25 protein-coding genes are annotated in these 23,678 nt (G+C 58.2%); 15 read left to right on the forward strand and 10 right to left on the reverse strand.

Features of this window, described 5'->3' with window-relative positions; genetic code table 11:
• Nucleotides 1–202 precede the first annotated feature (202 nt).
• A complete protein-coding gene (locus ABJM03_RS14690; protein WP_348418598.1) occupies nt 203–1,825 on the forward strand; it encodes an FMN-binding glutamate synthase family protein in 1,623 nt (540 codons plus the stop codon).
• On the opposite strand, the gene ABJM03_RS14695 is transcribed toward ABJM03_RS14690, so the two are convergent.
• Both ABJM03_RS14695 and gabT read right to left on the reverse strand, forming a co-directional pair.
• Nucleotides 1,818–2,642, reverse strand: coding sequence for a DUF5666 domain-containing protein (locus ABJM03_RS14695; RefSeq protein WP_348418599.1), 825 nt, complete (start codon nt 2,640–2,642; stop codon nt 1,818–1,820). The two genes, ABJM03_RS14690 and ABJM03_RS14695, sit on opposite strands and share 8 nt — an antisense overlap.
• A gap of 112 nt (nt 2,643–2,754) precedes the next feature.
• The gene (gene gabT / locus ABJM03_RS14700) at nt 2,755–4,134 is read right to left on the reverse strand and encodes a 4-aminobutyrate--2-oxoglutarate transaminase (protein WP_348418600.1); all 1,380 of its coding nucleotides are present in this window, start codon (nt 4,132–4,134) and stop codon (nt 2,755–2,757) included.
• A 196-nt stretch (nt 4,135–4,330) separates the two neighbouring features.
• Here gabT and ABJM03_RS14705 point away from each other — a divergent pair, with 196 nt between their 5' ends.
• On the forward strand, nt 4,331–4,882 hold the full coding sequence (locus tag ABJM03_RS14705) for a cupin domain-containing protein (RefSeq protein WP_348418601.1): 552 nt from the start codon (nt 4,331–4,333) through the stop codon (nt 4,880–4,882).
• 64 nt (nt 4,883–4,946) lie between these two features.
• Here the strand turns inward: ABJM03_RS14705 and ABJM03_RS14710 are convergent, their stop codons facing one another.
• The 4 genes from ABJM03_RS14710 to ABJM03_RS14725 all read right to left on the reverse strand — a co-directional run bounded on the left by ABJM03_RS14710 (nt 4,947) and on the right by ABJM03_RS14725 (nt 7,646).
• The gene (locus ABJM03_RS14710; protein ID WP_348418602.1) at nt 4,947–5,099 is read right to left on the reverse strand and encodes a hypothetical protein; all 153 of its coding nucleotides are present in this window, start codon (nt 5,097–5,099) and stop codon (nt 4,947–4,949) included.
• A 103-nt stretch (nt 5,100–5,202) separates the two neighbouring features.
• Entirely contained in the window at nt 5,203–6,930 is a 1,728-nt protein-coding gene (locus tag ABJM03_RS14715) for a sensor histidine kinase (protein ID WP_348418603.1), read from the reverse strand.
• Between the two features lie 3 nt (nt 6,931–6,933).
• Nucleotides 6,934–7,491, reverse strand: a complete 558-nt coding sequence (locus tag ABJM03_RS14720) for an RNA polymerase sigma factor (RefSeq protein WP_348418604.1) — start codon at nt 7,489–7,491, stop codon at nt 6,934–6,936.
• The gene (locus ABJM03_RS14725) at nt 7,491–7,646 is read right to left on the reverse strand and encodes a NepR family anti-sigma factor (protein WP_348418605.1); all 156 of its coding nucleotides are present in this window, start codon (nt 7,644–7,646) and stop codon (nt 7,491–7,493) included. Before ABJM03_RS14725 ends, ABJM03_RS14720 begins: the two co-directional genes overlap by 1 nt.
• A gap of 106 nt (nt 7,647–7,752) precedes the next feature.
• Here ABJM03_RS14725 and ABJM03_RS14730 point away from each other — a divergent pair, with 106 nt between their 5' ends.
• From ABJM03_RS14730 to ABJM03_RS14745, 4 genes are all read left to right on the forward strand, one after another.
• Entirely contained in the window at nt 7,753–8,562 is an 810-nt protein-coding gene (locus ABJM03_RS14730) for a response regulator (RefSeq protein WP_348418606.1), read from the forward strand.
• A 121-nt stretch (nt 8,563–8,683) separates the two neighbouring features.
• A complete protein-coding gene (locus tag ABJM03_RS14735; protein WP_348418607.1) occupies nt 8,684–8,998 on the forward strand; it encodes a DUF883 domain-containing protein in 315 nt (104 codons plus the stop codon).
• Between the two features lies 1 nt (nt 8,999).
• Complete coding sequence (locus ABJM03_RS14740) at nt 9,000–9,341, forward strand: hypothetical protein (RefSeq protein WP_348418608.1); 342 nt, start codon at nt 9,000–9,002, stop codon at nt 9,339–9,341.
• Between the two features lie 259 nt (nt 9,342–9,600).
• A complete protein-coding gene (locus tag ABJM03_RS14745) occupies nt 9,601–10,329 on the forward strand; it encodes a Crp/Fnr family transcriptional regulator (protein ID WP_348418609.1) in 729 nt (242 codons plus the stop codon).
• A gap of 1 nt (nt 10,330) precedes the next feature.
• Here the strand turns inward: ABJM03_RS14745 and ABJM03_RS14750 are convergent, their stop codons facing one another.
• Nucleotides 10,331–11,284 carry a YihY/virulence factor BrkB family protein gene (locus ABJM03_RS14750; protein ID WP_348418610.1) on the reverse strand — a complete coding sequence of 318 codons (954 nt, stop codon included), beginning with the start codon at nt 11,282–11,284 and terminating at the stop codon, nt 10,331–10,333.
• A 9-nt stretch (nt 11,285–11,293) separates the two neighbouring features.
• Entirely contained in the window at nt 11,294–12,130 is an 837-nt protein-coding gene (locus ABJM03_RS14755) for a formate/nitrite transporter family protein (RefSeq protein WP_348418611.1), read from the reverse strand.
• Nucleotides 12,131–12,276: 146 nt separating this feature from the next.
• On the opposite strand from ABJM03_RS14755, the gene ABJM03_RS14760 reads away from it, so the two are divergent.
• Nucleotides 12,277–13,557, forward strand: a complete 1,281-nt coding sequence (locus ABJM03_RS14760; protein WP_348418612.1) for an acetylornithine deacetylase/succinyl-diaminopimelate desuccinylase family protein — start codon at nt 12,277–12,279, stop codon at nt 13,555–13,557.
• 78 nt (nt 13,558–13,635) lie between these two features.
• Here ABJM03_RS14760 and ABJM03_RS14765 read toward each other — a convergent pair whose 3' ends face one another.
• Entirely contained in the window at nt 13,636–14,874 is a 1,239-nt protein-coding gene (locus ABJM03_RS14765; protein WP_348418613.1) for an Hsp70 family protein, read from the reverse strand.
• Nucleotides 14,875–14,998: 124 nt separating this feature from the next.
• Between ABJM03_RS14765 and ABJM03_RS14770 the strand changes: the two genes are divergently transcribed.
• Nucleotides 14,999–16,477 carry an ABC transporter substrate-binding protein gene (locus ABJM03_RS14770; RefSeq protein WP_348418614.1) on the forward strand — a complete coding sequence of 493 codons (1,479 nt, stop codon included), beginning with the start codon at nt 14,999–15,001 and terminating at the stop codon, nt 16,475–16,477.
• 113 nt (nt 16,478–16,590) lie between these two features.
• On the forward strand, nt 16,591–17,010 hold the full coding sequence (locus ABJM03_RS14775) for a DUF1294 domain-containing protein (protein WP_348418615.1): 420 nt from the start codon (nt 16,591–16,593) through the stop codon (nt 17,008–17,010).
• Here the strand turns inward: ABJM03_RS14775 and ABJM03_RS14780 are convergent.
• The gene (locus tag ABJM03_RS14780) at nt 16,898–18,037 is read right to left on the reverse strand and encodes an acetoin utilization protein AcuC (protein ID WP_348418616.1); all 1,140 of its coding nucleotides are present in this window, start codon (nt 18,035–18,037) and stop codon (nt 16,898–16,900) included. The two genes, ABJM03_RS14775 and ABJM03_RS14780, sit on opposite strands and share 113 nt — an antisense overlap.
• Nucleotides 18,038–18,127: 90 nt before the next feature.
• Between ABJM03_RS14780 and ABJM03_RS14785 the strand changes: the two genes are divergently transcribed.
• Genes ABJM03_RS14785 through ABJM03_RS14810 form a run of 6 tightly spaced genes read left to right on the forward strand, consistent with a single transcriptional unit; the run spans nt 18,128 to nt 23,622 of the window.
• Nucleotides 18,128–19,075: an ABC transporter permease gene (locus tag ABJM03_RS14785; RefSeq protein WP_348418617.1), complete on the forward strand. Its 948-nt coding sequence runs from the start codon at nt 18,128–18,130 to the stop codon at nt 19,073–19,075.
• Nucleotides 19,072–19,887 (forward strand): ABC transporter permease, encoded by an 816-nt coding sequence (locus ABJM03_RS14790; protein WP_348418618.1) that lies wholly within the window; start codon nt 19,072–19,074, stop codon nt 19,885–19,887. The genes ABJM03_RS14785 and ABJM03_RS14790 overlap by 4 nt, the downstream gene beginning before the upstream one ends.
• Nucleotides 19,884–21,485 (forward strand): dipeptide ABC transporter ATP-binding protein, encoded by a 1,602-nt coding sequence (locus ABJM03_RS14795; RefSeq protein WP_348418619.1) that lies wholly within the window; start codon nt 19,884–19,886, stop codon nt 21,483–21,485. The genes ABJM03_RS14790 and ABJM03_RS14795 overlap by 4 nt, the downstream gene beginning before the upstream one ends.
• Nucleotides 21,482–21,832 carry a cupin domain-containing protein gene (locus ABJM03_RS14800; RefSeq protein WP_348418620.1) on the forward strand — a complete coding sequence of 117 codons (351 nt, stop codon included), beginning with the start codon at nt 21,482–21,484 and terminating at the stop codon, nt 21,830–21,832. Before ABJM03_RS14795 ends, ABJM03_RS14800 begins: the two co-directional genes overlap by 4 nt.
• A gap of 4 nt (nt 21,833–21,836) precedes the next feature.
• Nucleotides 21,837–22,832 (forward strand): P1 family peptidase, encoded by a 996-nt coding sequence (locus ABJM03_RS14805; protein WP_348418621.1) that lies wholly within the window; start codon nt 21,837–21,839, stop codon nt 22,830–22,832.
• The gene (locus ABJM03_RS14810) at nt 22,819–23,622 is read left to right on the forward strand and encodes an alpha/beta hydrolase (protein ID WP_348418622.1); all 804 of its coding nucleotides are present in this window, start codon (nt 22,819–22,821) and stop codon (nt 23,620–23,622) included. The genes ABJM03_RS14805 and ABJM03_RS14810 overlap by 14 nt, the downstream gene beginning before the upstream one ends.
• Nucleotides 23,623–23,678 lie beyond the last annotated feature (56 nt).

A 23,678-nucleotide genomic window follows, 5' to 3' on the forward strand; every position in this document is an offset into this window, starting at 1 on the left:
GCAAGGCTTGTCTCCCAGATAGACCGCCCACCTGCGGACCAGCAGTGAAAAACGCTAATTTCAATGCGTTATCGGAAATTTTATAGGCACATCTCGCCCCTACACGATTAAGACAGCTTGGTTTCGAGCTCTTGCAAAGTGCCGCTTTAATGGGCTCTAAACTTTTACACGCTAGCCAAATCGAAATTAGCCGGAGCACTACATGACGAAGTTGTCACAACTCACCCGCTACAGTGCCTTTGCCGCTGCAATCATATTCACATTGTTCAGCCTGTTAGCCGTGGTCAGTTGGTCTGCATGGTATCTGGTGCCCTTCTTCATATTTGGCGCGCTGTCCTTGGTGGGTCTTCATGATGTCCGCCAAACGGCCCATTCGGTCCTGCGCAATTATCCCGTGATGGGCCATTTGCGTTTTCTTCTTGAAAGCATCCGCCCCGAAATCCGCCAATATCTGCTCGAAGACGACCACGGCGAAGAACCCTTTAGCCGCGATCAACGCAGTCTGGTGTATCAACGGGCCAAAGGCCAAGAAGACGCGCGGCCCTTCGGCACCAAAAAACATGTCTACGAAAGCGGTTATAGCTGGGTCACCCACTCGATGCAGCCGACGCACATCGAGGACACCGATTTTCGCGTCACTGTGGGCGGCAAGGATTGCACACAACCCTACAGCGCCTCGGTGTACAACATTTCCGCCATGAGCTTTGGATCGCTGTCCGCCAACGCCATCTCGGCCCTGAACAAAGGTGCTAAAATGGGCGGCTTTGCGCAGGATACCGGCGAAGGCGGGATCAGCAGATACCACCGCGAAGGTGGCGGTGATCTGATCTATGAAATCGGTTCGGGTTATTTCGGTTGCCGGACAGAGAATGGTGAATTCTCCCCCGAACGCTTTGCCGAGCAGGCCAAGCGCGACCAGATCAAAATGATCGAGGTCAAGCTCTCACAGGGGGCCAAACCGGGTCATGGAGGTATGCTTCCCGCTGCTAAAATCACGCCCGAGATCGCCGATGCCCGCGGCGTTCCCATGGGCAAGGATTGCATATCCCCCGCATCGCATTCCGCCTTTTCGACGCCCATCGAAATGATGGCGTTTCTTGGCACGCTGCGTGAACTATCGGGCGGCAAACCCGTGGGTTTCAAACTGTGCATCGGCCATCAGCGGGAATTTATGTGCCTCGTAAAAGCCATGCTCAAAACCGGCTTTATCCCCGACTTTATCGTGGTGGACGGCACCGAAGGTGGCACAGGGGCTGCACCGCTCGAATTTGCCAACCACGTCGGCATGCCGATGGTCGAAGGTTTGCAATTTGTGCACAATACCCTGCGCGGCGCAGGTATCCGCGATCAGGTCAAAATTGGCGTGGCCGGTAAAATCGTCTCGGCCTTCGACATTGCCCGCGTATTGGCGATTGGTGCGGATTGGTGCAACGCCGCGCGCGGCTATATGTTCGCCGTCGGCTGCATTCAGGCACAGGCCTGTCACACCAACCACTGCCCCGTTGGCGTCGCAACCCAGGACCCGCTACGCGCCCGCGCGCTTGACCCCGAACACAAGTCCCACCGCGTCGCCCGCTTCCACCGCGAAACCCTTGATGCGCTGGGTGAAATGACCGGTGCCGCAGGTCTCACCGATCCCAGCCACTTCATGCCCCATCACCTGATGATGCGGCAATCCGATCGCTGCATGGTACAGGGCAATATCGCCCATCCCTACCTGCCCGAAGGCTTCCTGCTGGATGAAAACGCAAGCGATCATGACGGCTACAAGGACCGCTGGGCACGGGCCAGCGCAGAAAGCTTCAATCCACCCGAGTTTATCTAGCACATCCCAATACGACAAAAGCGGCCTCTAGGCCCTCGGGGGGCGTGCGCAATGCGCGCCCCTCAACCGCACAGCGCTCAACCAGCGCCCCCGGTGCCGGCATTTCGGCATCACGTGCCGTGCCTAAAATGCCGGTGCCGTGGATCATATATGTCTGTGACGCAACCGGTGCCGATGCATGGCCCTGCCAAAGCGCCATATCGACCGCCCCACCAAAAAGCCCCTGCGACATCAAACGCACCTGCAACCCTGCGTCGCGCGGCGTGCCGGTCAATATCCAGACACCTTCACCGAAACCACCCGCTGGCACCTGCACATTGCCAAGCCCGCTCGCTCCCAGCTGCAGGCTCAAAGGGTCCACCACGCCCGTCAATTGACCAAACCCTTGATCCCTGAGCACCCGCAACTTTGTGGTGATCACAGTCTCACCACTCCAAAGCCCGCTCACCGCGACCCAACGCCCCTGCCCAATTTCAGTGTCGGGAGGCAGATGCACCTTGCTGCCCATGACCACAGCGGTATCGGCGCTTACCGAACTCACCGGCCCCGCGACGGCATAAATCTGCAAAAGCCGCACAGCCTTCAGCGCGCCGCCATTCAGCGTTGCGGAGATAGCCACCGTATCTCCCTGCTCCAGCGTTTGCCCAACGCCCAGCGGGCTAATCACGGGTACAGTGTCCGGCACGTCAATCGACACCCCCGCAACAACAAGCGGGTTCATCTGCTCGACCGTGCCAAAAATCCCCAGCCGCACAGCATCCTGCGCCTGCACCGCAGCGGCCGACAGCAACCAGAGCAACAGCAACCATTGACGCATAAGGACAACCTCTTTGCCATTCCCTGTACCAGTGGCCTGCCCGACAGGAAAATAAAAAACGCGCCGGAGTTTCCCCCGACGCGCTCTGATCATCCAGATCTGTCGCAGATTATTACACGCCTTCGGCTACTGCCGCCGCGAGCGATTCTTCGAAAATGGCCAACCCTTCATCGACAATCTCTTCCGAGGCTGTCAGCGGCACCATCACACGGATTGCATTGCCATGCATACCGCAGCTCAACAAAAGCAAACCACGCTCCTGCGCAAGAGCAATGACGCGTTTGGTCAGCGCCGCATCGGGTGCAACAGAATTGAAATCGCTCACAAATTCCACGGCGACCATCGCGCCCAGGCCACGAATATCCCACATGCGATAAGGGGCCGCACGCGCGCCGATCTCGGCGAACCGCGCCTTGAGCTTGTCCCCCATAGCGATGGATTTCGCGAGCAGATCTTCGTCTTCGATCGCGGTGATCGCAGCCAAAGCCGCGGCGCAAGCGACAGGGTTGCCGCCATATGTCCCGCCAAGCCCGCCGGGCTCCATCGCATCCATGACATCCGCCCGACCAATCACACCCGCCAACGGATAGCCACCGGCCATTGATTTTGCCACGGTGATCAAATCAGGCACAACGCCGGAATGTTCAATCGCGAACCATTTGCCAGTCCGGCCAAAACCGGCCTGAACCTCATCCGCGATCAGCAAAATACCGTGCTCGTCACAAATCTCGCGCAGCGCGGTCATCATCTCGAAAGGCACCGGCGTATAACCGCCCTCCCCCAAGACAGGTTCGATGATGACACAAGCCACGCGGTCAGGCTGCGCATCGGTGAGGAAGAGATTCTTCAGGCCCGTGATGGCATCATCCACAGTGATCCCGTCGCGCACCGAGGGGAAAGGCGCACGGAAGACATCAGCAGGGAATGGGCCCACGTCCTTTTTATAGGGGCTGACCTTGCCGGTCATCCCGAGCGTGAGCAGCGTGCGTCCATGGTAGCCACCGGTAAAGGCGATCACGCCCGGACGACCCGTGGCAGCACGCGCGATTTTCACCGCATTTTCAACCGCTTCGGCACCTGTGGTCACCAACAGCGTTTTCTTTGGCGCATCACCGGGGGCCAGCGCGTTCAGCTTTTCCGCCAGCTCGATATAGGGCGCATAAGGAACGACCTGAAACGACGTATGCGTATAAAGATCTTCCTGCGCTTTAGCTGCGGCAATCACGCCCGGATGGCGATGACCCGTGTTCAACACGCCGATACCGCCAACAAAGTCGATAAAGCGTTTGCCATCCACATCCCAAAGCTCGGCATTCTCGGCATATGACGCATAAACCGGTGCCGCAGAAGCCACACCGCGCGGCACAGCAGCCTGCCTGCGCGCAACCAGCTCGGCATTGGTATAGGTCACTGGTGTGGGTTCAGTAACGATAGAGATGTCGGGCTTTTTCTTTGCGCTTTTACGAGGCGCGCGTTTTGCTGGGCTGGCCATGACGATTCCTAATTTCAAGTGAAAACCGGACGCGGATAAGTCGCGTTTAAAAAAGCTTTCGCCGTGTTTAATTTAATTGTCAATCGGCATAATCCGGACACTTGTTTTTTTCACCACAGGGTGATCATGTCGCGCAGAATACCGCCACCCCTTCGGCCCCGAAACCTGAAGGCCACTGACGACAGGAACACCCCCTTTGGACATCGGACATCGCCTAAAACAAATCAGAATAGAGCGCGGCCTGTCCCAGCGTGAGCTCGCTACCCGTGCCGGTCTGACCAACGGCACCATCTCGTTGATCGAGACGGATAAAACATCCCCGTCCGTCGCGTCACTAAAAAGCCTGCTGGACGCTATTCCCATCTCCATGTCCGAATTTTTTGGTGTCCTCGAAAGCAACAACACCCCGAAAATCTTCTACCGCGCAGACGAATTCCGTCAGGTTGCCCCGTCAGGCACCGGCCAGGTATCCCTGCGGCAATTGGGCAACGCCCGCGATCACAGCCTGCAAGTCCTCCACGAGACATACCCACCGGGCGCGGACACCGGGCCGGAGTTTTTGTCACATGAAGGGGAAGAGGCCGGTATCGTCACCCAAGGCCAGATCGAACTCACCGTCGGGGATGCAGTTGCTATTCTGAACAGCGGCGATGGCTATCTGTTCGACAGCCGCCAGCCCCATAGATTCCGAAATATCAGCGACGCGCCATGCGAAATTGTAAGCGCGCTCACACCGCCGGTTTTTTAGGTTAAACCATTGTTAGATTACGAAAAATTACTGCAGGATGTTGAAATCCCGCAGTAATTTCGCCTCAATCATCTTTCCGTCGCCCATTTTTTCTGTCCGACCTACGACCGGGCATCAGACGTTCAAAAAAGTTGCCGTTCGAAGACGTCATTGACACAACAATGACAATGACGACCGTCAGGATCATGAGGCCACCGATAAACATGTCAGTTGTCATCTCCGCCTCCTTTTGCACAAGCATTCAAGAACCCAACACGAGCCATCGCCTTAGGTTCCAAGTACAAAAAAATTTTACCTGCCGTGGTTAATCGCGACACAAATCAATAATCGTAGACGTCTTTGTCATTCAGCGGCACAGGGAAAGACAGCTCCAGAACATACATCCCGCCTTCTTCTTTGATCTCCAATGAACCGTTCAATTGACGTGCAAACGCCTGAATGAGCCGCGATCCAAGGCCGGTCCCGTCTTCCAAAGCGATGCCACCGGCAGTGTTGCTGACCCGCAGCAAGGCCCGTTCCGGCTCTGTATGGGACAGGTAGACACAAATCTCCGCCTCGCCGGGGCGGTCCTTTGGCACGTATTTGAGCGCATTTGTCACCGCTTCGGACACCAGTAATGTCAGCGGTGCCGCATCGTCGGGGCCGATGATAACCGCTTCGTATTCCTGAACGACATCAATACCTGCATTGGGCTCCATGCCCACGTCCAGACTTCGGGCCACAATTTCGCGCAACAGGATTCCGGCATCAACGCGGGTCATCTCGTTGTCCTGATAAAGGCTCTTGTGCACAGTCGCCAATCCCAGAATCCTGTCCTGCAGGCGCAGCAGCACCCGTCGGTTGGCCTCTGTCGGGGCTTGTCTGATTTGCATATTCATAATCGAGGAAATCAGCTGCAGGTTATTTTTGACCCTGTGATGCACCTCTTTGAGCAGAATATTCTTCTCACGCAGGCTATCTTCCTGCCGCGCCTCATCTTGCAGGATCGAATTTGCCATACCGCGGAACGATCTTTCCATCGCCACGATTTCCACCGGAAGGTTCTCTCCCAAAGGTTTGCGCGGCAAGGTCCGGTTCAGGGCAAAATGGCGCATTTGCCGCCCAAGCTTGCGAATATGCGCGATTGCAAGCCGGTTCAGCGCCCAAAAGGCAACAACAAGGCTCGCGACCCACATCGCAATGGGCAGAAAAGACGACAGCCGCCCAGTAAAATCTGTTTCAAGAATGGGCGTGTCCATTGGCCAGATGCTCATGGCATAAACCATATCAGGCACAATCATTGTCACGGCATAGACACGCTCAACGCCCTGCGCATTGGTCCCCGAAAAGACATGACGCCCCTGCGCCGGAAGATCGCGCAGCGCAACATCCGTCGGCAGCTCGTCATTGGTCACCGTATCCGATTGCTCGGTACTGATGATGTCGCCATTGGCATTAAAGGTAATCAACGAAAGGGGCATCACATTCGGCTCGTCCGCCTTGGGCTCGGGTGTTTCCAACGCCGCCCGATCAATCGATATAAATACAAATCCGCTTTTTTCGTGCTGGTACGTGACAGGTACGGTCACAACAACAACGCGCGCGCCCGTAATGGGCCCACGCTCTAGCGCGTTAATCGTACGCTCACCTTTTTCCAGAGCATTTTGCGCGATTGCCGAACCGCTCATGTCGAAGACTTCGTCGCGCGACGAACATTGCAAGATGCTGTCTGCTTGCACAAACCCCACCAGACGGTATCGGCTCACTTCATGCTGGTAGCGGTCGAGGAAACTTGAACATTCCTCTGCGTTTTCCCGCACCAATGTCACGACAGACGCCAGCGCACGCCCCGCCCCCAGTGCTTCTTGCAGCATTGTCCGTTCAATTGCCGCCGATTGATCCGTCACACCCAGCAACGAAAGCTCTGCCGCGCTTTTACTTTGCTTCGCAATCTGCTGGGTCTGGATGAATGCAACCAGCCCGATCGGCAACAGCGTCAGGGACAAAAACAAAAGCACGCGAAAAGCGAGCCCACCAAACAGGCTATGGCGTAAAAAACCCGACGTCATAGCCTAGAAACTTGACCCTCTGGAGGCCGACAGAACAGACATTGTTGCATCATCGGTCATCTCCATGGCCTCGTCATCGTTCAGTCCCATCAGTTCTGCAATCTGTGCACGCGCCCGGTTGGTCCGGCTTTTGATCGTCCCCACCGCAACACCGCACATTTCCGCCGCTTCCTCATAAGAGAAACCCGAAGCGCCGATCAACATCAATGCTTCGCGTTGCTCGTCTTTCAATTTGCCCAGCGCATCGCGAAAATCATTCATCTGCAAATGCCCGTCATGGGCGGGCTTCTCTGCCAATGCCTCGGTAAAAACGCCGTCCACATCCGCCACTTCGCGCTTTGCCTTCCGGCGGGAAGAGTAATACGTGTTACGCAAGATCGTGAACAACCATGCGCGCATGTTTGACCCTACCTCGAATTTCTCGATGTTTGTCCATGCTTTGACCAATGTATCCTGCACCATATCATCTGCAGTCGCGCTGTTGCGTGTCAATGATATTGCAAACGCACGCATGGCCGGAAGGTGTTCGACCAACTCGTCGCGTGGATCCTGATTATCCATTAGGATTTTTCCTGACCACTGTCTTGCTGTTTTAGCTGCTCAAGAAGGTTTTTAAAGCGATCCGGAATCCCTTCATCTACCGACTCTTGGAAAACACGACGGAGGTTTTCATCGATTACTCCTTCGCGATCTTTGCTTTGGTCCTGTCTCGACATAGAATCCCAATCACACAATATTCAAATAAGTTGTTCACGTTGGGAACCTAACGCATCGCAAAAGCGTTTGGTTCCAGAATAAGTCAGAGAAAGAGGAAAATCTCTTATGAGCGATACAGAAGCTGCCACGCCCGTCAGCGACCAGATCGGCGCAGTCATCCCATACCTGCGCCGCTACGCACGGGCACTGACAGGAAGCCAGACCAGCGGCGACACTTTTGCGGCCACCACCCTAGAGGCAGTTCTTGCAGATCGCTCAGCTCTTGAAGGGACAGATGTCAAAACCGGCCTTTTCCGCATTCTCTACGGAATCTGGGCCAGCGCCGGTGCCCCCGTCGAAGAAGGAGAGCAAGGTGCCAAGGCCAAGGCACAACGCCATCTTGCCAAGTTGACAAGCAACAGCCGCGAAGCGCTGCTGCTTTATACGATCGAAGGCTTCACCTATAGCGACATCGCGACAATCATGAGCACAGACGCCACCGAAGCCGAAGAGCTGGTCGCCGTCGCGCGCCGCGAAATGGCCGATAGCGTCACGGGTTCTGTGATGATCATCGAAGACGAAGCAATCATCGCAATGGATATCGAAAGCATCGTTGCAGACATGGGCCACCGCGTCACCGGCATCGCCCGGACCCGCGATGAAGCCGTTGAACTGGCCCGCGCCGATGTGCCTGACCTGATCCTTGCGGATATCCAGCTGGCTGATAACTCTTCCGGCATTGATGCCGTCAACGACATCCTGACCGAACTCGGCATCCGTCCTGTGATTTTCATCACTGCCTTCCCCGAGCGTCTGTTGACCGGCGACAAGCCTGAACCGGCCTTCCTGATCTCCAAACCCTACACCGAAGATCAGGTAATCTCGGCTGTGAGCCAAGCGATGTTCTTTTCGTCGACCGAAACATTGCACAGCTGACCCTTCGGCAAAAGCTACACCTCGAAGGCCTCGCAAGACTTGCGGGGCCTTCTTTGTTTGGGAACTTAGTCTGCGCTGCGCGCGTTATAGTTGTGAATGAAATAACGAAGGAGACAGTAGCATGACCAAATCATCAGGCCTGAACATCATCAAAGACAAAAACGTAACCGTAGAAGACCTGTCCGCGCAGATCGAAACACTCAAGAACGATCTGTCCGCACTCACGTCGAGCCTGTCGGAATACGGCGTAGGCAAAGCAGCCAAAGCCAAAGAAACAGCACAAGACCGCGCCGAAGCGCTGAAATCAGCCGCAAGCGACAAGGCACTCGAGGCGCAGTTGCATACTGAAGAATTCGTAAAAACCCAGCCCGCAACGGCGCTTGGCCTTGCAGCAGGTCTGGGCTTTCTTGTTGGCCTCGTAACGGCGCGTCGCTAGCATGTTCGACAGTCTCATCAGGCAAGCCCGCAATACCGCGCGCCGCTCTGCCCGAACAGCAGCCATTGGCCTTGGCGCATCCATTGCGCTGGCCGTTGGTCTGGCCTTCTGGACGGCAGCCGGCTGGTTCTTTTTGCTAACCCAGACCACAGCGCTCAACGCCGCTGTCATCATGGGCGCGCTCTACACAGGTGCCGGCCTTATCGGCTTTGCCGTGGTATCCATGCGCGGCAGCAAACCGCCTGAACCCGTCACAGCCCCACCGCAAAGCGCACCGACCGTAGAAAACCTTATCGCGGCGTTTATATCGGGAATGAATGCAGGGTCGCGCACGCGGTCTTGATACCGTCTGGCAACGCGGGCGGTGAAGACACCACAGCCCGTGTGCCCCCCCATCAGCTCCATTTACAACGGCAGCGTCAAGCGTTGCTGCAAATGGCGCATATACCCTTTGCAGCGCCAATAGACCGGCCACAATTACCGCCCCCACCCTACTCTACCCGATAAAACCGCGCGCAAATTGTCTGCAACTCATATCGGCAACTTCACAGGCATTACCTCTAATCTCAATAAGTTACGGCACATCGAAAGCATTGTTTTAAATGTCGACCCAATGTAAATATTGCCCGCTTAACCGAAAAGACGCCTTTGTCGATCTCACCCCCTCCGAAATCGACTTTATGCAGAAATTCAAAGTAGCCGAGCATAGCATCGACGCTGGCGAACCTATTTTGATCCAAGGCTCGGACGCGCCCCAGCTGTTTACCGTGCTCTCCGGTCTCGCCATCCGCGAACGCCACCTTCAGGGTGGAAAAAGACAGGTAATCAGCTTTGTCTTTCCGGGGGATTTCATCGGCCTGCAGTCAGGGTTTGCGGCTCAAATGGGCCACTCCGTCATAGCACGCACACCCATGCGCCTATGCGTTTTCAATCGAAGCGAGCTATGGAATTTCTTCAAATCCTACCCTGAACGCGCCTTTGACATCACATGGCACGCAGCCATCGAAGAAAGCTTCCTCGGCGAAAGCCTCGCCACATTGGGCCAACGCTCTGCGCTGTCTTCTGTTGCCTGGGCAATGGTCAAGATTTTCCAACGTGGTCAGACGCTCGGGATGACACAGGACAACAGCATAAGCCTGCCCTTTACACAACGCGACATCGCAGACGCCATGGGCCTGTCACTGGTCCATACAAACAAAACCCTCAACAAGCTCAAACACCAACAGCTCGCATCATGGTCCGACGGCGTTCTCCAGATAAACAACATCAAAGCCTTGGCCGACGTCGCCATGACCGAATTGCACGACCAGCCCAAGCGCCCGCTGATCTGATCTACGGCAGCGGGCTGGCCGGTGTCTCGTCGACGACATCTTCAGGGGTCGCCACAGGGCTTTCTTCAAAGGGTGACGCCCCCTCAGGGGTGCTTAGCCCATAAAAGTGCTTTTCCACCTGCGCGTTCACAACGGCACCCAACAGGATCAGAAAACTACTCAGCCAAAGCCAAACCAACATCGCGATAACCGCACCGATAGAGCCGTAAACCTGATTATAATTCCCGAAATTCGTCACGTAATAGGAAAACGCAATCGACAGGCAAACCCATGATGCCACGGCCACCAAGGCTCCCGCCTTTATGGAACGGCGCTGCGGCTTGCCGCGATTGGGCCCGAACCGGTAAAGCACGCTCACCCCACCCAGCAGAACCGAAACCGCAACCGCCCAACGCACCCCGTCGGCAAAAATCCCAGCCACCCCGCCAAGCGGAAAAAACGCCAGAACAATCGGCGCGACCACCAATGTAATTACCGACACAATACCCACTCCGACAAGCGCGAGCGTCAATAGCAGTGCCCGCAAGTAATGCGAGGCCGTTGCACGGTTCTTTTCTCCGTGCACAGCATTCAAACCCGTCATCATCGCCGCAACACCCGCCCGCGCCGACCAAAGCGCCGCAAGGATCGAAATCACACCCGCCCAGCCCAAAGTCTCCGAACGCGCCGTCACAAGGCTGGTGATCTGCGCGTTGACGATGTCATAGACGTCACGCGGCAAAATCCCCCGCATCTGTTCAAGCTGGGACAAAACAACATCAGGGTCCGCCACAAGGCTTAACAACGCGATCAACGCCGCAAGCGCAGGAAACAATGACAGCATCGCGAAAAAACCGACCCCTGCCGAAACAAGCGCAAGGCTGGTATCCCCGATCTGTCCGAAACCGCCGCGCAGCGCGCGCCAGACTTTGACAAATCCGCTTGTTTGTACCGCCACGGCGTCCGCTTGTGTCATATGCACTCCCTACTTGTGCTCAACGTCATCGCGCACCTGCCCCCAAGCTACCAGTGTAAATATCATCGTCCCTCCGATGATGTTGCCAACCAGCACCGGCAAAAAGAACCCGAACACCGCCGCCCCAAGCCCTAATGAACCCTGCAGCATCAAAACTGCCATCTCGACCGACCCTGCGACGATATGGGTAAAATCACCTGCCGCAATCAACCACGTGAATAAAACAATAATGAAAAGCCCCGACTCGTCGGCCTGCGGCATCATCCAGACAATCAGCGCCACAATGATCCCCGCAGGGATCGCACGCCAGAACCCCTCCCAAGCGGAAAACCCCATCGCATGTTCCGACAAAGACGTGAGCGACAGCATCAAATCCGCCGAAATTGCAGGCGTGAACACAAACAGCGATGACGCGGCAAAAGCCCCGACAACATTCGCCCCCAGCACAACGCCCCACAACCGCAACATGGCAACCAGCGATGCAGATGACCGCTCCAGAGTGACAGGCAAAACAGTGGTGATGGTGTTTTCCGTAAACAATTGCATCCGGCCCATGATCACAGCGACAAAACCCAAGGAATATCCCAAATTCTCAATAAGATAACTGCCCGGCACATCCGGCAGATAAGTCCGGAAAATCGCCTCACCCAGAACCGACAGGCTGATCAACATCCCCGCAGCAGTCCCCGACCAGAACAACGACCGGTTGCTGCGCGCCAGCTCCTCCTCGCCCTCCCGCCGGATGACCTCATAGATCATATGCGGTGCCAATGCCGCGGCCTGATTGACGCTATCTTCTTCGGCCACACTATGCGCGATGCTCGATCTGGTACCGGATTTGCTCATTTTTCATTCCCTACATTGGACGCGCCCATGGCCGCTCTATTCAAGCCTTGCACTTGATGCCCGTTCCGCAATGATGGAGACGAAAACACTCACGCTGGCGTGACCTAACGCGCGAACTGGCTCTTTCGTTCAATAAAGGATGCCCGATGCACAGCCCCCTTTCCGCAGCTATCACGGCAAAGCGCGACGATCTGATCGCATTGACCCAGGATCTGATCCGCATTCCGACCCTCAATCCCCCGGGTCAGGATTACCGCACAATCTGCGAATACCTCGACACCCGCCTCAAGGCGCATGGCTTTGAAACACAGCTGATCCGCGCCCACGGCACCCCGGGCGACAGCACGAAATATCCACGCTGGAACATCATTGCCCGCCGCACAGGCACCCGCGCCGGCGACTGCGTGCATTTCAACAGCCACACCGACGTCGTCGAAGTCGGCCGCGGCTGGACCTTCGACCCCTTCGCCGCCACCTTGCACAATGGCCGCATCTATGGCCGCGGTGCCTGCGATATGAAAGGCGGCCTCGCCAGCTCGATCATCGCCGCCGAAGCCTTTATCGAAACCCACCCCGACTTCGCCGGTGCCATCGAAATTTCCGGCACCGCCGATGAGGAATCCGGCGGCTACGGCGGCGTCGCCTACCTTGCCGAACACGGCTACTTCAACCCTGCCCGCGTTCAGCACGTCATCATCCCCGAACCACTGAACAAAGACCGCATTTGCCTTGGCCACCGGGGCGGCTGGTGGGCCGAGATCGAAACCAAAGGCGAAATCGCCCACGGCTCCATGCCCTTCCTTGGCGATTGCGCCGTGCGCCACATGGGTGCAGTCCTCAGCGAATTCGAAAACAAACTCTTCCCCGCCATGGCCAGCCGCACCACCGACATGCCCGTTGTGCCCGAAGGCGCACGCAGCTCAACCATGAACATCAACTCAATTCACGGCGGCCAGAAAGAACAGGATGATGACTTTACCGGCCTGCCCGCCCATTGCGTCCCTGACAGCTGCCGCATCACCATTGACCGCCGCTTCCTCGTCGAAGAACCCCTTGATCAGGTCCGCGGCGAAGTCACCGCCCTGCTCGAAGGCCTGCGCACCACCCGCCCCGACTTCGCATATGAACTGACCGAACTAAACGCGGTCCTTCCCTCCATGACCGACTGCGAAGCACCCATCGTGCAAACAGTCTCGCGTGCCATCAAAGACGTCATCGGAAAACAGGCCGAATATGTCGCCTCCCCCGGCACCTACGACCAAAAACACATCGACCGCATCGGCAAGCTGAAAAACTGCATCGCCTACGGGCCCGGCGTGCTCGAGCTGGCCCATAAACCGGACGAATGGATCGGCGTCGATGACATGATCGACAGCGCCTGCGTGATGGGTGCAGCCCTTGAAACACTCCTGCTGCCGCAGCCTTGACCCCTATTTTCTCTAGCCCGAAATACTCCGGGGGAATTGGCCCCATGGGCCAAGGGGGCAGCGCCCCCATGTCCCGCGTCAGGTAAACGCCTCCTCGGCGGCCAATCCCAACCCGTCCACAATCGCCGTCAGCGCCGCACCTGCATGCACCTGCGCCTGCGGGAACACAATGCCCAACGCATCGCGCGTGACCTGCATCAAGCTCGAGCCGCCAACAAAAACCAAATGCGTCACCGCCTGCGGTTCCAATTTCGCCTGCGCAACACATTCAAGCGCGGCCTGCCCCATCTGCGCGGTCAGCGGCGACAGCAGCACCTCAACCGCACCGGCATTGAGATCGACCTCCAGACCGCGCTCGACCACGGCCAGATCAATCTGCCCTGCACCGCTGTTGTTGGCCGCAATCTTGCCCGTCTCCACGGCAAAGGCGATGTCATGGCCCAGCTCGTCATCCAGAACCGAAACCAACCGCCCCAGCTTTTCCGGCTCCACCGCATATTTCGCCAGATCAGCCGCCAAACGCCTACTATCGGGCGCATAAAGAAACGGGATTTTCTGCCATGTGGCCAGATCGTTGAAAATCGTCGAAGGCGCCGCGTGGGTCTCGCCGCCAAAGGCATGTTTGATCTGACTGCCTCGCCCCAACAGCGGCATCACTGTCTCGATGCTCAGATGCCGGTCAAAATCCGTCCCGCCCAGCCGCACACCGTGGCTGGCCAGAATATCAATGCCCTCCGCCCCGTTGCGAAACAGCGTAAAGTCGGACGTACCCCCGCCAATATCCACGACCAGCCCCAGATCACCGGCCCTCAGCACCGCCCGATTGGCCAATGCAGCCGCCTCCGGCTCATACATAAATGCCACATCCTCGAACCCTGCACGCATATAGGCTTCGCGCAGATCCACCTCTGCCTGCGCATTGCGCGCCTCGTCAGGGTGAAACCGCACAGGCCGCCCCGACAGCGCATAGGTGAATGTCTCCCCGGCCTGAGCCTCGGCCGCTTTTTTCAGCCGCGTCAAAAATCGCGCCACAATGTCGATGAAATCCAGCTTTTCACCCAATATCATGCGCCGCTCACGCATCAGGGGTGCTCCCAGCAGGCTTTTGAGCGCACGCATATAGCGCCCCTCATCGCCCGCCAACAACGCCTTGCCCGCGGCCGAGCCAATGCGCATGACCTTCTCATCGAAATCAAAGAAAACCGCCGTCGGCAGCGTTTCGCCCCCCGATTCAAGCGCAATGCGCAAGGGCACACCCTCCCGCGACACCGCCGCAGCCGAGTTCGACGTGCCAAAATCTATGCCCAATACCGCCATCACCTGCCCCTTTGTGCATCAAAGTGACGCCCCTACCCCAGCAACATGACTGCCGCAAGCTTTCTCCTAGCCAACTCAAGGGAGCTCGCCTAATCTTTTTTCAACACAACCGAGGAAGCCTCTGATGATCCATCTTTCCCGCCTGTTTACCGCCTCTGCAACCGCTGTTCTGTTGGCCAGTGCCGCCAGCGCCAAAGACGATCTTACCCTCGCCATGCAGCTTGAGCCGCCACATCTCGACCCTACCAGCGCCGCCGCCGGTGCGATTGATTCCGTGCTTTATGCAAACGTCTTTGAGGGGCTGACCCGATTTGACAGGAACGGCGCAGTGATCCCCGGCCTCGCCAAAAGCTGGGAAATCTCTCAGGACGGGCTGACCTATACCTTCACGTTGAACGCGGGCGTGACCTTCCATGACGGCACAACCATGGACGCAGAGGACGTCAAATTCACCCTCGACCGGATCGGCGCACAGGAAAGCGCCAATGCGCAAAAAGCACTCTATGCCGCGATTGATCAGGTCACCGTCATCGACCCCACCACGGTCGAGGTAAAACTGTCCGAGCCCAACGGCAACATGCTGTTCAACCTCGCATGGGGGGATGCGGTGATCGTGGCCTCCGAGAGCATCGCAAACATCAAACAAAGCCCTATCGGCACGGGCGCGTTCAAATTCGACAACTGGACCCAAGGCGACAAGATCGAGCTGACCCGCAACGACGATTACTGGGGCACCCCAGCCAAGCTGACAGCGGTCACATTCAAATTCATCTCTGATCCCACTGCCGCCTTTTCGGCCATGATGGCCGAAGACATTGATGTATTTTCCGGCTTCCCCGCCCCCGAAAACCTGCCCCAATTCGAGGCCGATCCACGTTTTCAGGTGCTCGTCGGCTCCTCCGAAGGAGAGACGATCCTATCCACCAACAACAAACAGCCGCCCTTTGACAATGTTCTTGTCCGCGAGGCTCTGGCCCATGCCATCGACCGTCAGGCCATCATCGACGGCGCGATGTTCGGCTATGGCACGCCCATCGGCACGCATTTTGCGCCCCATAATCCCGATTATGTAGACCTGATCGGTCTCAGCACCTATGATCCCGAAAAATCCAAGGCCCTCTTGGCCGAGGCAGGCCTGCCCGACGGTTTCGAGACAACACTGTTCCTGCCACCCCCCTCTTACGCGCGCCGTGGTGGTGAAATCATTGCCGCGCAACTGGCCCAAGTGGGCATCACGGCGAAAATCACAAACGTCGAATGGGCGCAGTGGCTGGAATCGGTTTTCAAAGGCAAAAACTTTGGCCTGACCATCGTCAGCCATACCGAACCGATGGACATCGGTATTTACGCCAACCCTGACTATTACTTCCAATATGACAATGCCGAGGTCCAAGAGCTGATTGCGAAATTCAACGTGGAATCCGACCCTGAAATGCGCAGCACGATCTTGGGCGACGCCCAGCGCAAGATTTCAGAGGATTACGTGAACGGCTATCTCTTCCAGCTGGCCTTCCCAACGGTTGCAAAAGCAGGTGTAGAAGGCTTGTGGGAAAACCAGCCGACCCAAGCAAACGACCTGACGGCGGTCAGCTGGTCTGAATAAAACTGGTTAATAATTTGGGAAAACTGCCCCAAAATGACCCAACAAAGGCCCCGCCACGCGGGGCTTTTATGCGTTAAACTAAGTTTACTCAAACTCTCAGCGGACGTCATTTGATGATCTTCCTTGCCATAGCCCTTTGCTATTTCGTCCTGATCAACTGGCTGACCTATAGCGCCTTTGCCGTCGACAAACGCCGCGCCATCGCTAAGGAATGGCGGATACCGGAACGGCGGCTATTGGGTTGGGCAGCCATGGGCGGGTGGTTTGGCGCAAAATACGCGCAGCAGAAATTACGGCATAAATCCTACAAACAGCCCTTTGGTCGCCATCTGAACGAAATCGGGTTTATCCAAGGCATCACCGCTGCGACTTTGACCGCTGTTTTTGCTGCGTTGCTTATTATCCCGCTGCTCTTTCCCGCTACACCTGCCGCAGTTCAGGCCGCACAGATCGCCGCGCCAGCAGCGCAACCCGATCCCGTACCGCCGCTGAAATCTCTGCGCCCTCCTGTGGGCTATCGCGCAGGGTCGTGAACCAATGGGCGGGCGGGTTGCGCCCACGGCGGTTTCCCTCGAACGTCAGTGCGCGCAGCACGTCTTGCGCATCGCGTGTCACCGGACCACTGGGATCATAGCCATTCAAAATCCCCCAAATGCCGGCCCACATGCGCCCGACCGTCCACGGATTATAGCCACCGCCTCCCAGTACCAGCAGACGCGGCGCGCCCAGCGCCATAATCCCGCGCAGTACATCAAAATGGGCGTTATTGCTGAGCGAAAGATGCGCTTGAGGGTCGTCCTCTACCCCGTCAGCCCCGCAAAGCAGCACAATTGCGTCAGGCTCGAACTCGGCCACCTTGGGCAGGATCAACGCATCGCACACATGGGCCATCTCGGCATCATGAAACCCGCGCGGCACGGGCAGGTTGATCGCACTGCCGCCTGCGTCATCCCCCAACAGGCCCGTACGCGGCCAAAGCCCTTCTTCATGCACCGAAATCATCAGGCAGTCAGGATCGCCGTGAAACCCCTCGGCCACCCCGTCGCAATGGTGCGCATCAATATCGACAAAGGCAATCCGCCGCACGCCGTGGTGGCGCAGCGATAGCATGGCCAACACCGGATCGTTCAAATAACAAAACCCGTTGGCACGGGCAGGCATCCCGTGGTGCGTGCCCCCTGCGGGATTATAAACCACCCCACCCTGCGCCAACAGCTCTCCGGCAAGGATCGAACCGCCCGCCGCCGTGGCCGGACGACGAAAAATCTCTCCGAAAACCGGATTTGTGACCGTGCCGATGCCGAACCGCTCGCGGTCACCCGGCTCAATCGCCTGCGCGGCCTCGATCCGTTGCAACGCGGCGACATAGGCGGGGTCGTGCCACGCATGAAGCGCCTTGGGCTTGGCGCGGGGTGAGGTGATAAACCGGCGTTGCGGTAGCCACCCCATAGCGCGGCTCAGATCTATCGCCGTCGAGACACGCGGCACCCGCAACGGGTGATGCGCCCCATAGCTGGAGGTGCGAAAAATCTCATGTCCGATGAAAAGCGGCAGCTGCATGCCCTAACTCTAGCCGTGCCCCCCCGAAAGAAAAGACCCACCCCCAAATCGCGCTGGACCGCTTACCGTGCAGCCCCTAACCTCTGTGTAATGCTCCGCTATATCCTCAAAAGATTTCTGTCGCTGGTGATCAGCCTTGCCATCGCGTCGCTGGTGATTTTCGCCGTGATCGAGATCGCCCCCGGCGATCCGGCGACCTTCATGCTGGGCCTGAATGCGCAGCCCGAAACATTGGCCGCGCTGCGCAGCGAACTGGGCCTCGATATGTCCAAACCGCACCGCTACCTCGCATGGGTCAGCGGCATGATGACGGGCGATTTCGGCACGTCCTACACCTACCGCACGCCGGTTGCGGATATGGTGGCACAACGTCTGTGGGTTTCGCTGCCGCTGGCGGCTTATGCGCTGGCGCTGTCTACGCTCATCGCCTTTCCCGTAGGCATCTATGCCGCCGCACGGCGCGGGCGGCTGGGTGATATGGGCGTGATGGGCGCAACGCAACTGGGTGTTGCGGTCCCCAACTTCTGGTTTGCGATGATACTCGTGCTGCTTTTCGCGATCAAACTACGCTGGTTCCCCGCTGGCGGTTTTGTAGGCTGGGAGGATGGCCTGCGTGCCGGTCTGCATTCGCTCACCCTGCCTGCCATCGCCCTTGCCCTGCCGCAGGCGGCAATCCTTGCCCGGGTCATGCGATCGGCGCTGTTGGATGTGCTGGGCGAGGATTTCATGCGCACCGCCCGCGCCAAAGGCCTGACCCCGCGCCAGACACTTTGGCAGCACGGGCTGCGCAACGCGATGATCCCTGTTCTGACCATCATCGGGCTGCAATTCTCGTTCCTGCTGGCCGGCGCGATTATCATCGAACAGGTCTTCTTCCTCCCCGGTTTGGGAAGTCTGATTTTCCAATCCATCTCGGCCCGTGACCTGATCGTGGTGGAGAGCGTGACAATGATACTTGTCTTTGCAGTGATCTTTGTGAATTTTTGCGTCGATCTGGCCTATGCTGCGGTTGATCCACGGCTGAGGACGCGCCGATGATGCGCAATCTGATCCTTGGTGGCGCGCTTACCGCGCTGTTTATCGGCGCGGCGGTGCTGTCGTTTTTCTATACCCCCTATGATTACGCGGGGCTCAGCATCCCTGACCGCCTACAACCGCCGAACCTGACGCACCTGCTGGGGACCGATCACTTTGGCCGCGATATCCTGAGCCTGCTGATGGTCGGCGCGCGCACCTCGCTTGCGGTGGCGCTGGTGGCGGTGGGGATTGGCATGGGCTTTGGCATTCCGCTGGGGCTGTGGGCGGCTGCCCGGCGCGGGAGCCTTGTTGATGAGGTGATCATGCGTGCCAACGATCTGGTGTTCGCTTTTCCCAGCCTTGTCATCGCGATCCTGATCACGGCTGTTTTTGGCGCAGGTGCCGTCAATGCGATCATTGCCATCGGCATTTTCAACATCCCCGTTTTTGCCCGCATCACCCGCGGCGCGGCCCTGTCTTTATGGGAGCGTGAATTCATTCTTGCCGCCCGTGTCGCGGGCAAATCCGCCTTGCGCATCTCGGTCGAACATATCCTGCCCAACCTCGCCAACCTGCTGATCGTGCAGGCCACCATCCAGTTCAGCCTTGGTATTCTTGCCGAAGCGGGGCTGAGCTATGTCGGCCTTGGCGCGCAACCGCCCACGCCGTCATGGGGCCGGATGCTGGCGGATGCGCAAACCATGGTCAGCTTTGCGCCGCATATGGCCCTGATGCCCGGTTGTGCGATTATTCTGGCCGTGCTGGGCCTTAACCTGACGGGCGACGGGCTGCGCGATTATCTTGATCCACGCCTGCGAAGGACACGGACATGAGCCCGCTTCTCACCGTTCAGAACCTGTCCTTGACGATCCATGGGGATGAAATCCTCAAAGGTATTTCCTTTGCCATCGAGCAAGGCGAGATTGTCGCCATCACCGGCGAGAGCGGCTCGGGCAAGTCGATGACAGCACTGGCCGCGATGCAATTGTTACCCCAAGGCGCACAGACCAGCGGCGCGATCATGCTGCGCGGTTGCGACCTTACCGGTCTTGATGAAACCGCCCTTTGTGCACTGCGCGGCAATGACATCGGCATGGTGTTTCAAGAACCGATGACCGCGCTCAACCCCGTGCAAACCATCGGCGATCAAGTGGCCGAGACAATCGCGATCCACGAGAAAGCCAGCAAGGCAGATGCCCGCATCCGCGCGGCCGAAACGCTGGCGCGCGTGGGGCTGCCCCAGTCGCAATTCCCGCTGTCACGCTATCCGCACGAGCTATCGGGAGGCCAACGCCAGCGGGTGGTGATTGCCATGGCCATCGCCCAGCGCCCCCGCCTGCTTATCGCGGATGAGCCGACCACCGCGCTGGATGTGACCACACAGGCGCAGATCCTCGAGCTGCTGACACGGCTTGCACGCGAGGATGGCATGGGGTTGATGATGATAACCCATGACCTTGCCGTGGTGGCGGGCATGGCTGACCGGATACTGGTCATGCGCCACGGCGAAATTGTCGAACAAGGCCCGACACTAATGCTGCTTGGCGCGCCTGCGCATCCCTACACCCGCATGCTTTTTGCGGCATCCTCGCACAGCGTCACCCTCCCCGACACCACCGCTGCCGCACCGCTGCTCGAGGTCAACGGCATAAGCCGCGACTACCTGACGCCGCGCAAGACGCTGCTTGGCCCGCCGGGCAGGTTCCGCGCGGTGGATAACGTCAGCTTGACCTTGCACAAGGGTGAGCGCCTTGGCCTTGTGGGCGAAAGTGGCTGTGGCAAATCCACCCTCACCCGCGCCCTGCTGGGACTAGAGCCGGTGCAGGAAGGCAGCATCACATTGAACGGTCAGCCGGTTTTCTCTGAAGGACGCGCCAATATGCAGGTCCGCCGCCAAATGCAGGTGGTTTTCCAAGACCCCTTTGGCAGCTTTAACCCCCGCCACAAGGTCGCCCGCCTGATCGCCGAGCCGTTTCACCTGCTGGAATACCCGCCAACGGGGGATGCCCGTCGTGACGCCATCGCGCAGGCTCTGACCGCTGTCGGTCTGCATCCCGACGATGCTGATAAATATATCCACGAATTTTCCGGCGGTCAGCGCCAGCGCATCGCGATTGCCCGCGCGTTGATCATTCGGCCCGCCTTGATCATCTTTGATGAAGCGGTCAGCGCCTTGGATGTTTCTGTACGCGCGCAAATCCTTGATCTGCTGGCGCAGCTATGCACAGCTTACGACCTAAGCTACCTTTTTATCTCCCATGACCTACATGTGGTGCGGACCATCACCGACCGCGTATTGGTGATGAAAGCAGGCCGGATCGTTGAACAAGGCCCGACCAGCAAGGTTTTTGCCCAGCCGACCCATGCCTATACAAAATCGCTTATCAAAGCCGCCCCGGTGCTACCTGACCTGAAAGGTCCTACGCCATGAAAACCGTGAACCTGACCGAAAAACTATCCAAGATCACCACCCATTGGGACCCCCATGTGGTCGCCGATTATAACGATAACGATGTGATGGTTGTGAAATTTTCGGGCGAATTTCCCTACCACCTGCATGAAGATACCGATGATTTCTTTTATGTGCTTCTGGGTGAGATGACGATAGACGTCGAAGAAACCAGCCACACCGTAAAGACAGGCGAGCTGTTCGTCGTGCCGCGCGGTGTCTCCCACCGGCCCCGTTCGGTAAGTGAATGCCATGTTCTATTGATCGAACCAAAAGGCACCCCCAACACCGGCGATACCGAAACAGCTAGCGCCAAACCAAGGATATAACCAGATGCGTGTTGGCCCCACAAACAGCCTGTGTGACATCGCCGGCCTGCGGGTTGGCAATGCGCAGGACCCTGCGCTGAAATCCGGCACCACAGTGGTGGTGGGTGATGCGCCATTTGTCGCGTCGGTTGCTGTGATGGGCGGTGCCCCCGGCACCCGGGAGACTGACCTGCTGGCCCCTGACAAAACCGTAGCCGAAGTGGATGCGCTGGTCCTGTCGGGGGGATCTGCCTTTGGGTTGGATGCCTGTTCGGGCGTCATGGACGGGCTGCGGCGCGACGGGCGCGGGTTCCGCGTAGGCGATGCGCAAATCCCGCTGGTGCCCGGTGCGATCCTGTTTGATCTGCTCAACGGCGGCAACAAGGACTGGACTGAGAACCCATATCGCGCACTGGGGCTTGCCGCTTATGATGCTGCGGGCACAAACTTCGATATCGGGAGTATCGGCGCAGGGACAGGAGCGCTGACCGCGATGCTGAAAGGCGGGCTTGGCACAGCGTCGCTGATGTTGCCCGATGGCAGCACGGTCGCAGCACTGGTCGCGGCCAATCCGGTGGGAGCCGTGACCACGCCGGGGGATCGCCATTTCTACGCCGCCCCCTTTGAGATGGGAGAGGAATTTGGCGGGCTTGGCCCCGATACCGCCAGTGGCCTTGGCCTGAACCTTGAAAGCCGGAAGATGAGCGCGCTTGCCCCGCGCGCCAACACCACCATCGCTATCGTTGCCACCGATGCGACCCTGACCAAAGCGCAATGCCACCGCGTGGCCACCGCCGCCCATGATGGTATCGCGCGGGCCTGCGTCCCTGCCCATACCCCCAATGACGGCGATCTGGTGTTTGCCTTGACCACAGGTGCCAAGCCTGCGGCAGATGTGGTGCTGACGGGCCATGCCGCTGCATTATGCCTAAGCCGTGCCATCGCCCGCGCGATTTATGCAGCCACCCCCGCTGATGGTGATCTCATGCCTTGTTGGAGCACCGCCAATGCCGGTACTTGAGCATAGCGGCATCGCCCAGCATTACGAAATTTCAGGGACAGGCCCGCCCCTATTGATGATCGCGGGCATGATCAGCGACAGTGCAAGCTGGGCGCCGATGATCCCATTGTTAGAGCCGCATTTCACCCTGATCCGCCCCGACAACCGGACCACCGGACGCACCACGCCTTTGGATGCGCCTGCCACGGTCGCGCTATTTGCAGCCGATTGCGCGGCATTGCTTGATGCGCTGGGTTTGGGGCCTGCGCATGTGTTGGGGCATTCACTTGGCGGGATGATCGGGATGCAGCTGGCCATTGCGCAGCCCCGGCTCGTCCGAACCCTTACGCTGGCGGCCTCTGCTCCGCTGGCGCTTAAACGAAATGTTGCCATGTTCCGCAACTTGCTGGCGATCCGGCACAGCGATGCCTCGGCTGACACATGGTGGAACGCGCTGTTCCTATGGCTGTTTTCGCCCGACATCTACCAAACCTCAAATGCAGCGCGATACGCGGTGGCGGGGGCGCTTACCTATCGGCACGCGCAAACGGTCCAAGCGATGGCGCTTCAGATTGATGCATTGGAGGCCTATCAACCCGACACGATCGAGCAGGTCCACATCCCCGTGCAGGCGGTGCTGGGGACGGGTGACATTCTGCTGCCCAGCGCATTGGCGGTGCCAGCATTAGGGCAGACCCCGATCCGCCACATTGACGGTGCCGGCCATTCAATCCATTGGGACGCGCCTGATGTTTTGGCAAAACACCTGCGGGAATTCACCGCGCTTCATGAAGCGCCCAAGGACCGGTAACGCGGCGAAGCGCCCCCGCGCCTGCCCCCCCGTTGCAGCATCCCCCCTTCCCGTCT

Origin of the sequence: Sulfitobacter sp. (assembly GCF_039977885.1) — a bacterium.
Classification (GTDB): Bacteria; Pseudomonadota; Alphaproteobacteria; order Rhodobacterales; family Rhodobacteraceae; genus Sulfitobacter.